General features: G+C 48.4%; 11 protein-coding genes. All 11 read left to right on the top strand.

The window, feature by feature from the left end; translation table 11 throughout:
• Window positions 1-193: 193 nt before the first annotated feature.
• A complete protein-coding gene (locus OCV62_RS05965) occupies window positions 194-352 on the top strand; it encodes a hypothetical protein (RefSeq protein WP_262585591.1) in 159 nt (52 codons plus the stop codon).
• 82 nt (window positions 353-434) lie between these two features.
• Entirely contained in the window at window positions 435-950 is a 516-nt protein-coding gene (locus OCV62_RS05960; protein ID WP_262585590.1) for a dCTP deaminase/dUTPase family protein, read from the top strand.
• Between the two features lie 14 nt (window positions 951-964).
• Complete coding sequence (locus tag OCV62_RS05955) at window positions 965-1,969, top strand: asparaginase (protein WP_021915737.1); 1,005 nt, start codon at window positions 965-967, stop codon at window positions 1,967-1,969.
• Between the two features lie 26 nt (window positions 1,970-1,995).
• Window positions 1,996-2,787 carry a YdcF family protein gene (locus OCV62_RS05950; protein WP_262585589.1) on the top strand — a complete coding sequence of 264 codons (792 nt, stop codon included), beginning with the start codon at window positions 1,996-1,998 and terminating at the stop codon, window positions 2,785-2,787.
• Window positions 2,788-2,937: 150 nt separating this feature from the next.
• Window positions 2,938-4,317 carry a serpin family protein gene (locus OCV62_RS05945; RefSeq protein ID WP_021915735.1) on the top strand — a complete coding sequence of 460 codons (1,380 nt, stop codon included), beginning with the start codon at window positions 2,938-2,940 and terminating at the stop codon, window positions 4,315-4,317.
• A 226-nt stretch (window positions 4,318-4,543) separates the two neighbouring features.
• Window positions 4,544-5,068, top strand: coding sequence for an adenine phosphoribosyltransferase (locus OCV62_RS05940; RefSeq protein ID WP_262585588.1), 525 nt, complete (start codon window positions 4,544-4,546; stop codon window positions 5,066-5,068).
• Between the two features lie 81 nt (window positions 5,069-5,149).
• Window positions 5,150-7,480 carry a RelA/SpoT family protein gene (locus OCV62_RS05935; protein WP_262585587.1) on the top strand — a complete coding sequence of 777 codons (2,331 nt, stop codon included), beginning with the start codon at window positions 5,150-5,152 and terminating at the stop codon, window positions 7,478-7,480.
• A 125-nt stretch (window positions 7,481-7,605) separates the two neighbouring features.
• Window positions 7,606-8,238, top strand: a complete 633-nt coding sequence (locus tag OCV62_RS05930; protein ID WP_262585586.1) for an MBL fold metallo-hydrolase — start codon at window positions 7,606-7,608, stop codon at window positions 8,236-8,238.
• 4 nt (window positions 8,239-8,242) lie between these two features.
• Entirely contained in the window at window positions 8,243-9,691 is a 1,449-nt protein-coding gene (hemZ, locus tag OCV62_RS05925; RefSeq protein WP_262585585.1) for a coproporphyrinogen dehydrogenase HemZ, read from the top strand.
• Window positions 9,692-9,941: 250 nt separating this feature from the next.
• Entirely contained in the window at window positions 9,942-11,060 is a 1,119-nt protein-coding gene (locus OCV62_RS05920; RefSeq protein WP_262585584.1) for a hypothetical protein, read from the top strand.
• A gap of 4 nt (window positions 11,061-11,064) precedes the next feature.
• Window positions 11,065-11,245 (top strand): hypothetical protein (locus tag OCV62_RS05915; RefSeq protein ID WP_465245352.1); only part of this gene is annotated, 181 nt, incomplete at its 3' end.

Raw genomic sequence — 11,245 nt, 5'->3', positions numbered from 1 at the left:
ATCGAAGATGCGCTTTTGCGAATGGCGCGGGTGAACTGTAACAAATATTCTGCGCAGAATTACACTGCGGTAGAATCAGGCGTAGTTAAAATACGAACCGGCATCGGGCACTTTGCCTGCTGCCGGTTCGTGTTGTGACGGCGGGAAAACAGTGCATGGACGCATAGGACAAAAGCTGTGGCACAGAGCCGTTTTGGAAGAACAGGAAGATGGAGGCAGTATGACGCAGGAAAAGCAGGTTCCGGAAACAGAGGTTTGCTATGGAAAGATTTACCGTCCGGAAAGAGCGGTAAAGATTATCAAAAAGGACGGGAGCAGAGGCAGAGGTGATTTTACACTGCGGCGACTATGAGATGGACGAAGAACTCTGATAGAAAAATAACCGACTGCAGGCGTACAGAAAAGGTGCGCAGGCGAGACAGCAGGAGAAGAATATGAAAAGAATTGCAGCATTTGAAAAGGTGAGCTTTGCACAGTACGAAAAGGATTTCGCGGACGCGTTCCCAGGCCATGAAACGGCGGAAATCCGTGCAATTTATGATGATATTATGAAACCCAAACGGGCGACAGCGGGAAGCGCAGGCTATGACTTTTCTGCGCCGGTGGCGTTTGTGTTAAAGCCGGGCGAGACGATTAAAATCCCGACCGGAATCCGTGCGCGGATGGACGAGGACTGGGTGCTGTGCCTGTTTCCCAGAAGCGGACAGGGCTTTAAGTACCGCTTGCAGCTGAATAATACCGTCGGAATTATCGACAGCGATTACTATAATTCCGACAATGAAGGACATATCATGGCGAAGCTAACGAACGATTCCAACGAGGGCAAGGTGCTCGAAATCCATCCGGGCGAGGGCTTTTTGCAGGGAATTTTCATGCCGTATGGCATCACGGAGGATGACGAGGCGGACGGAGTCCGCAATGGCGGATTTGGAAGCACGGACAGACGCTGAGAAACGGGGAACGTATGAAAAAGCGAATTTTATTGCTGACAACCGGCGGGACGATCGCCTCACAGGATGGCGGGAACGGTCTGGCACCGGTGCTGTCCTCCGACGATTTTTTGGATTATATGAAAGAATTTGAAGATGTCTGCGAGTTAGTTCCATACGAGGTCTGCAGCATTGATTCGACGAATATGGAAGCCTCGTGGTGGTTGAAGCTGGCGGGACTGATTCAGAAAAACTATACGTTATACGACGCGTTTCTGATCTGCCACGGGACGGATACGATGGCGTATACGGCTGCGGCGCTTTCCTATCTGATTCAGAATTCTGTCAAGCCGATTGTCCTGACCGGTGCGCAGAAATCGATTCTGCAGGAAATCACCGACGCACGGAAAAATCTGCACGACAGCATCCGGTGTGCACTTGACGACCGAAGCCGGGACGTTATGCTGGTGTTTGACGGCAAAATTATTGCGGGAACGCGGGCGAAAAAGACGGCGACCTTCAGCTATAATGCATTTTCCAGCATCAATTTTCCGGTGCTTGGGCAGATTCACGACAACACGGTGGTCTATTATATCCAAAAGGATATCTGCGGTCCGGTGCGTTTCTTTAACCGGATGGATCGGAAGGTGTTTTTGTTAAAACTGACACCGGGAATGTCCACGGAGATCATTCCGCATATTTTGAGCGTGTATGACTGTATTATTATTGAAGGCTTCGGTGTCGGTGGATTGCCGGATCGTCTGCGTCAGGCGCTTTTGGAGGAAATGCAGCATTACAAGGCGCATGAAAAGATCCTGATCATGGCGACGCAGGTGACGTATGAGGGCAGCAGCATGGACACCTATGTGGTGGGGCGCGCAGCACGGGAGCAGCTGCCGTTTCTGGAAACCTACGACATGACGCTGGAAGCGGTGCTTGCGAAGATCATGTGGATTCTGGGTCTGCACATGGAAGACCGAAAGGAAATCGAGCGTCTCTTTTACAAAAAGATCAATTACGATCTGTTTCGAAACGAGTAAACCGTTTGGATAAAACTGTATGCGGGATGGAGATTAAAATGGAGAAGAAGCGGACGAGGAGAATGAAAATGGCGATGCTCTGTTATGTGCTGGCGGCACTGTGTCTGGTATATTGTGTTGGTGTGGTTGCAACCAAGGCTGCCGGAACGAAATTTTACCTGATCTGGCTGGCAGGGACGGCACTGTTTGGTCTGTTCGGCTTTTTTGTACAAAAAGGGCTCTGGATGCGTTTGCCAATCGGACTGCGGGCGGGAATCGGCGTGCTTGCAGGCGTGGGGATTACCTGTCTGTGCGCTCTGTTGGTCCTGATTGGCAGCACCTTTTCTGCAAAAGGGGAGCAGCAGCTTTCCTATCTTATTGTGTTGGGTGCACAGATGAAGCAAAGCGGGCCCAGTGTCGTTCTGGAAAAGCGGCTGCGTCGGGCATATACCTATCTGACGGAAAATCCGGAGACGCTCTGCGTACTGTCCGGCGGGCAGGGCAGCAACGAGCCGGTCAGCGAGGCACAGGGTATGTATGATGATCTGGTAAAAAAAGGAATTGACCCCAAACGGCTGATTTTAGAAGACCAGTCCACCAACACCGTAGAAAATCTGCGCTTTTCCAGAAAGCTGATTCCGCAGGAGGTTCAGAAGGTCGGCATTGTGACAAGCAATTTTCATGTTTACAGAAGCCTGCAGCTGGCAAAACAGCAGGGCTTTTTAGATCCGGTCGGGATTTCTGCGGATTCCGGTGTTTATTTTCTGCCCAATAATGTGCTGCGGGAATGTTTTGGTATCGTGAAGGACAGACTATATGGCAACCTGAAATTTTTTTAAAAATTTTCAAACTATGTGAAACCGGACGGCAGCTGTCTGCGTGTATGTAGATAGCAGGGCACAAAAGAATCCTGCGGCAGGACGATTTCCTGCCGGGAGGGTTGAAAAACTGTCGATTTTACAACACCATATAGGAAGGAAATTTCGGATATGAGAAAAAAACAGATGCTTGCACTTTTTATGAGCCTGAGCCTGCTGGCACAGGGAATGTTATTTAGCGGCTGCGGACAAAAGAGTATCGGGGAAGAGCCTGCACAGACCCGGACGGAAACGGAAGAAGCGCAGTCTATGGAGACAAGCGATTCAAAAAAACAGGATCAGACGTCTGAAACGGATGAAAAAAATCAGACGGCTGCAGATAAGACACAGGATCAGGATGTTGCGCGGGATGAGGAAAACGGCTTTGCACTGCGTTTTACGGAGGCTTTGCTGAAGCAGAAAAAAGAGGGAGAAAACTTGATCGCATCCCCGTATTCCGCATGGCTGCCCCTGGCGGCGCTGGTAAACGGCTGCAGCGGGGCAACACAGGAACAGCTGTTGAAAGTGATCGGCGAAGCCGGGATCGACGCTGAAACGTTAAATCAGACGGTAAAGGCGGTCAATGCCGGGCTTTCCCAGGAGGAACGCAGAAAAAGCTACGAAGAATATGGAGAAACGTTTGAAAGCCCACTGAAAATCGCAAATGCATTGTTTGTTCAAAAGGATGCAGCGGTAAATCAGACGTTTGAACAGCTGTTTTCGGACAATTACGATGGAAAACTCTTTTCGGTTGACTTTTCGGATTCCTCTGCAGCAAATGCCATCAACAGCTGGGCCTCAGAGAAGACCGATGGAAAGATTGTAGAGATTGTGGACTCCTTCGATGCGGATACGGTAGCGGCGATTGCGAATGCATTGTATTTTTCGGACAGCTGGAGCAGCCCGTTTTTGGAAGAAAATACGACGGAGGGCACGTTCCACGGCGCAAAGCAGGACGAGAATGCAGAGTTTATGAATCAGAAGCTAAGCGACGGCATTTATTATGAGGACGAGACGATGCAGGCTATCGTGCTCTGGACGACAAGCGGAGGACAGATGGTTCTGTGCCTGCCCAAAGACGGCTATAGTGCGGAAGAGGTACTGCAGAGCCTGACGACAGAAAAGCTGCAGAAAATCAGCGGAGCGGATTACCGCTGCGTACAGCTTTCTTTGCCCAAGTTTAAGCTGGAAAGCAATGTATTCTCGATCAAAGAGGCTCTGGAAGCCATGGGGATTCCGCTGATGCAGGCAACAGACGCTGCGCTGACAGAGGTTCTGGATAACGAGGCTCTCTATATTTCGAGTGCACTGCAGAGTGCAATGGTTGAGGTGGACGAAAACGGACTGACAGCTGCCGCAGTTACCGCGATGGGACTGGAAAAAATGGCGCTGATGCCCGAAACCGATCCGATAGAGCTTACCTTTGACAGCCCGTTTGCGTTTGTTTTAACCGGAAACGGCGAAGACGCAGGCGATCAAATCCTCTTTACGGGTGTGGTGAACCACTTATAAGTCGCAGCAGAGGTTGAAACAAAGCACTGGCTGGTATAATAACATTTTTTCATCAGAATAAGGAATAAGAAAGCCCGGATTTTTCAGATGCTGTCATGGCAGGGAAAATCCGGGCTTTCGGCTGTATTGACTTTAATGAAGGAAAATAATATAATGATAACATCGATAAGTCCCGTTTGACAGGGTTCCATTTTAAAGAAAAGAGAAGAAAAAGAGGCATAGGAAAATGAAAAAACTGGAAGAATATGTAAGAAGTATACCGGATTTCCCGCAGGAGGGAATTATTTTCAGAGATGTTACGAGCGTGCTGGAGGATGCTGACGGCATGCACCTCGCAGTCGATACCATGCAGGATCTGGTAAAGGATCTGGAGTTTGACGTAGTCGTAGGCGCAGAGTCCAGAGGTTTTATTTTCGGTGCACCCATCGCATATAACCTGCATAAGCCCTTTGCACTGATCCGCAAAAAGGGCAAGCTGCCCTGTGAAACCGTGTCTCAGGAATATTCTCTGGAATACGGCACGGCAGTAATCGAAATGCACAAGACCTCTATTAAACCCGGACAGAAAGTGCTGATCGTAGATGACCTGATCGCAACCGGCGGCACGACTCAGGCGATGATCTCCCTGGTAGAGAGACTGGGCGGCGAGGTTGCAGGCGTGTTGGTTTTGATCGAGCTGGCAGGGCTGAAGGGAAGAGAAGCAATTGCAGGATATCGTCTGGATTCCGCAATTGTATATGAAGGCAAATAATTGATTTTCGAAAAAGAGTTACGTCGTAACTCTTTTTTGGCAGAAACTGATAAAACTGGACGATGGTAAGGTGTGCGGAAGATGGATAGAACGGAAGACAGATCAAAAGAGCCGAAAACCAAGCTGGTGCTGGATGACGGACGAATTGAGAGCATTCAGGAATTTATAAGCCCGGAAGAACTATATCAGGACCTGATCGAGCGGGTGCGCAAGTATCATCCTTCGGATGATATTTCCATGATTGAAAAAGCGTATCGGCTGGCAGATAACGCCCATCAGGGACAGGTGCGTAAATCCGGCGAGCCTTACATCATCCATCCGCTGTGCGTGGCGATTATCCTGGCGGATCTGGAGCTGGATAAGGAGACGATCGTGGCGGGACTTCTGCACGATGTGGTGGAAGATACCGTGATGACGGTCGAACAGGTCGGAGAACAGTTCGGAACGGACGTTGCCTTTTTGGTGGACGGCGTGACCAAGCTGCAGCATCTGCATCTTGCGGACAATTCCGGCAATAAGACAGAAGCACAGCTGGAGATGCAGGCGGAGAACCTGCGCAAGATGTTCATGGCGATGGCGAAGGATATCCGCGTAATCATGATCAAGCTGGCGGACCGCCTCCACAATATGCGCACCCTCAAGCATATGCCCCACGAAAAGCAGATCCGGATTGCGCGGGAGACGATGGACATCTATGCGCCCATTGCACAGCGTCTCGGTATTTCCAAGATCAAGGTAGAACTGGACGATCTTTCGTTAAAATATCTCGAACCGGACGTTTATTATGATCTGGTGGACAAGATCGCGATGCGCAAAAGCGAGCGCGAAAAGTATATTCAGGGAATCGTGGACGAGGTTTCCGAGCACATCAAAAAGGCGGGAATCGAAGCTAAGATTGATGGTCGTATCAAGCATTTCTTCAGCATTTACAAAAAGATGAAGAACCAGCATAAGACCATCGACCAGATTTATGACCTGTTTGCTGTCCGGATTATCGTAGATACGGTTAAGGACTGTTATGCGGCGCTGGGCGTAATCCACGAGATGTACAAGCCGATTCCGGGGCGTTTCAAGGATTATATTGCGATGCCCAAGGCAAACATGTATCAGTCTCTGCACACGACGTTGATTGGAAGCTCCGGGCAGCCCTTCGAGATTCAGATCAGAACTTATGAAATGCATCGTGTGGCGGAATACGGTATCGCCGCCCACTGGAAATATAAAGAAGCCTCCGACGGCAAAAAGGTTGAGGCACAGGAAGAAGAAAAGCTGGCATGGCTGCGTCAGATTCTGGAATGGCAGCGCGAGATGTCGGATAACAAAGAATTCATGAACATGCTGAAAAGCGATCTGGATCTGTTTTCCGACAGCGTATACTGTTTTACGCCGACCGGCGACGTCAAGACCTTGCCTGCAGGCTCTACACCCATTGATTTTGCCTACAGCGTCCATACTGCAGTCGGCAACAAGATGATCGGGGCGCGGGTCAACGGAAAGCTTGTGACGATTGATTACGAAATCCAAAACGGCGACCGCGTGGAAATTCTGACTTCGCAGAATTCCAAGGGACCGAGCCGTGACTGGCTTACGGTAGTCAAGAGTACGCAGGCGAAAAACAAGATCAACCAGTGGTTCAAAAACGAAGTCAAGGAAGAAAATATCACTAAGGGCAAGGATCAGTTCAACACCTACTGTAAGGCACGTTCGATCAACCTGGGCGAAATTATGAAGCCGGAATATCAGGCAGCTGTCATGAAGAAATACGGCTTTATGGACTGGGACAGCGTGCTGGCGGCGATCGGACATGGCGCGCTCAAGGAAGGTCAGATTGCCAATCGGATGCAGGAGCTTTATGAGAAAGACCATCCGAAGGTGATGACCAATGAAGAAGTGCTTGCCTCCATTGCAGAAAATAATGCCAATCAGGCGAAGCAGATGCACCCCCACAGTAAAAACGGCATCGTGGTCAAGGGGATTCATGACGTGGCAGTACGTTTTTCCAAATGCTGCTCTCCTGTGCCCGGGGATGAGATCGTCGGCTTTGTGACAAGAGGACGGGGGATTTCGATCCACCGGACGGACTGTATCAATGTATTAAACCTGCCGGAGATCGAACGTGCCAGACTCATTGAAGCGGAGTGGGAGCCCTCAGATACTGGCGCAGATGGTGAGAAATATATGGCGGAGATCAATATCTTTGCACATAACAGAAGCGGACTTTTAGCAGACATCAGTAAAACGCTGACGGAGCGCAATATTGATATCCAGACGATGAATACGAGAACGAACAAGCAGGGAATTGCTACATTGTCTACTTCATTTGAGATCAGTAGCAGGGAAGAGTTAAATCAGATCGTAGCGAAGCTGCGCAACATCGAAAGCGTCATCGATATTGAGCGTACAACGGGCTGATGCGATGCCGGCGGCAGGTACGAGCAGGTATTGGGAAAGCCGATATGGAATTGGCGGCGTTTCAACGTTTGCAATGCTATCGGAAAATAGCGATTTGCCGCTTGGCGTCTGGGAAAGGAAAACGAATGTCTGAAATTAAAATTGGGCGAAAGACGATGGGTGTCTGCGCAACAAACTGTTATTTTTTATACCGGGAAGGCGGGACAAAGGCGGTCGTAGTCGATCCTGCGGAAAACGGAGCAGGGATTTTCAAATTGCTCTCCGAAAAGGACTTTACTGTGGAAGCGATTCTTCTGACACACGGTCATTTTGACCATATTGGCGGCGCAGCAGAATTAAAAAAAGCATCCGGCGCAAAGGTGTATGCATTGGCAGAAGAGAAGAAAGTCTGCCGGACGCCGGAGTTAAACCTATCTGCTCAGATGCCCCCTGTTGTGACGATCGAAGCGGATGAATGGCTGACAGACGGACAGACAGTGGAAACTGCGGGGATTTCATTTCAGGTCATTGCAACGCCAGGGCATACTGTAGGCGGATGCTGCTATTACTGTAAAGAGGGCGGTTTCTTATTCTCCGGCGATACGCTGTTTGAGGAATCGGTCGGCAGAACAGATTTCCCGACCGGCAGCATGAGCAGTCTGGTACGCTCTGTGAAAGAAAAACTCTTTGTCCTTCCGGAAGATACAAAAGTTTATCCGGGACACGGAGATATTACTACAATTGGAAGGGAGAAGCAGTACAATCCCTACTGCCAGTAAAAAGATGATTATTGTAACGTTAAATGAAGACAGATATGCATATGATATCCATTCTCTGGTAAAGGCCTTTTATCCGGAGCAGGAGATCAAAGTTTTTGTAAAAGGAACCAAAGAAGAACGAAGTGACGCCGGGCTGCCGGCGTTTTTCGTGGAATTTGATGAGACGTCCATCTGCGCAGGAATTGAAAATGGAGGGACTAAAACAGTCAATCTAAAGACGCCGGAGGACAGGGGAACGGTTAAAAACGATTTAAAACAGCTTTTGTACGCGCTCCTTTCCGAAGAAACAGGAAAGACGCTTCCCTGGGGAACCCTGACCGGTATTCGTCCGACGAAAATTGCGAAACAGCTTCTGGAACAGGGACAAACAGAACAGGAAGTCGCTGCCTATATGGAGCATACCTATCTGGCATCGAAAGAAAAAACGGAGCTGTCGATTGACATTGCCAAACGGGAAATGCAGATTTTATCCGGAATTCATTATGAGGAAGGATACAGCCTTTATATCGGGATTCCGTTCTGCCCAACGACCTGTTTGTATTGTTCCTTTACCTCTTTTCCGATCTGTGCATGGAAAAATCGCGTGAGCGACTATCTAAGCGCCGTGGAAAAGGAAATCGATTTCGTAAAAGAAGCCTGCGCAGACCGCGTTTTGGACAGCGTTTATATTGGCGGCGGCACGCCGACTACACTGGAACCAGAGGAATTGGAGCGGCTTTTTTTGAAGCTTCAAAATACGCTTGACTGGTCACAGGTGCGGGAGTTTACGGTAGAAGCAGGGCGCGCGGATAGTATTACGGCAGAGAAACTGCGTGTGATGAAGCGTTATGGTGTGACGAGAATTTCGGTCAATCCACAGACGATGAAGCAGGAAACCCTTGATCTGATCGGTCGTCGGCATACTGTGGCGCAGACGGTTGAGGCATTTCGGCTGGCGCGGGAGGAAGGCTTTGATAATATCAATATGGACCTGATTCTCGGGCTGCCGGGAGAAACGAAGGAAGATGTCGAAGAGACAATCCACCGAGTGCAGGAGCTTGGACCCGACAGCCTGACGGTACATTCTCTTGCAATTAAGCGGGCTTCCAGGCTGAGCCAGTGGATTTTGGAGCACGGCATCAGCACGCTGCACAACACGGACAAAACGATGGCGATCGCTGCCCAGGGGGCAAAGCAGATGGGCATGGAACCGTATTATCTCTACCGACAGAAAAATATGTCCGGCAATTTCGAAAATGTCGGCTATGCAAAACCGAAGAAGGCGGGTATTTATAATATTTTAATTATGGAGGAGGTCCAGACGATCATGGCACTCGGTGCAGGAACCATCTCCAAACGCGTCTATGGCGATGGCAGAATCGAACGCTGTGACAATGTCAAGGATGTCGGGCAGTATATCGAGAGAATCGATGAGATGATACAGCGCAAACAGCGGTTATTCTCAGAAGAATAGTTGGATTTTCAATAAAATATTGTAACGTGTTATGGAAAAATGAGTACAACAAAACCGTACAGGTGCAACAGTTTGTTACTCGTGACAGTAACATCGAAACCAAAGGACATTTCTAATTACTTAGGAATGTCCTTTTTGCGCATTTGTGAATGGTTTTAGGTGCAACAAACACATGAAATAATGAAATGGAGGTCCATTATGAACAACACAGCGTTAGGAGCAGAAAAATAAAAAGCCCTTTTGGATTAAAGTGGGCGCGGTTGCGGCTTGTCTCGCAATCGTGATTGCCGTAGGCGGCATACTTGCCCCTTTTTCCGGCGGTATGATTGTATCGGCTTATGCTTATGGCACAAATGAAGAAATTACCGCAGCCGGCGCGGTAATGAATAGCGGTACAATCAGCGATAGCGGAGAGATGAAAGGACAGCCGTTGATGTTCTATCTTTCTGGCAAAGATATTGCTACAGTCCGTTTTTCTTGCAAAAACCAGCAAATCAATTTTTGGGACTGGACAGAAAAAAGAGATGAATATGGGAACGCCCAGAACTTTACCGTTGCCTATGGGGAGGACGAAAGCGAATATTATTATTTGACGATCAGCTGGGTGCCTAATGCTATCATTCGGGAACTGACTGACAATGAGGACAGTACGATTGCAGCTTTGCCGGAGGAAATGCGGAATGATATTATCGTCATGGAGATTACATTTGAAAACGGAAAAACTACAACAAAGGCAATTACAATCTCTCTGTTAGATGACGGTAGATTCTTTGCGTCCTTTGATGATTACCAAATCAGCGAAGAAGATACTTTTATAAATCGTCCCGATAGCGAAGCAATCGGTGCCGCACCTGTTATAGAGGATAATTACAAAGAAGCAGATCCGAATGAACCAGAGCAAATTGTCATTCCAAATAGTATTACTTTCACAGGAACAATCATTGACAATGTGATTGAAAGTTTAGTTCCCATTATTCTTGTTGATGTCGAGGAAAATTCAGGACTAAGCTATGATAAAGTGCTGTTTGAATTGACAGAGGAACAAAAAGATTGGAAATTAAAAACTGGTACGTGGGTACAAATAGTCTGCTCGGACTTTTTTCAAGAATCGACTCCCCCGATTGGCAATTTAATTTCTATTACAGAAGCAGCACCCAATGATGAGTTGAAAATAGCAGATGAAGCAGCCAGAGCCTATTATGAGAATACAGTCTTTGAAGTTGTTTCTTTGGAATTAAAGAGCCAGACAGAAAATAAAATTATTTTTTCTGTGTGTGCAAGCAAGGACGGAGTAATTCAAGGGCCTAATCGCACAATCACTTTACAACTGAATAATGAAACATGGGAAGTTGTGAACGAGGGATACTAAGAGATTGCACAGAGAGCCGACCAGCCGGAGCAGAGCCGCGCCAACCAAGCTCGTAAACACAATCATTGTAAATACCAAAGGGGAAGGACAGCAAGCCTCTGAGGATTTCTGGGTCAGTGCGACTCGTTCGCAGACGGTAAAAAGTCTGCGCACGAGCAACGGTTTTCCGTTGTTCGGAGAACTGG

This window comes from Gallintestinimicrobium propionicum, from assembly GCF_025567525.1.
In the GTDB taxonomy this organism is placed as follows: domain Bacteria; phylum Bacillota; class Clostridia; order Lachnospirales; family Lachnospiraceae; genus Gallintestinimicrobium; species Gallintestinimicrobium propionicum.
The sequence above is the reverse complement of the archived record's forward strand: the minus strand, read 5'-3'. Positions and strand labels throughout refer to the sequence as shown.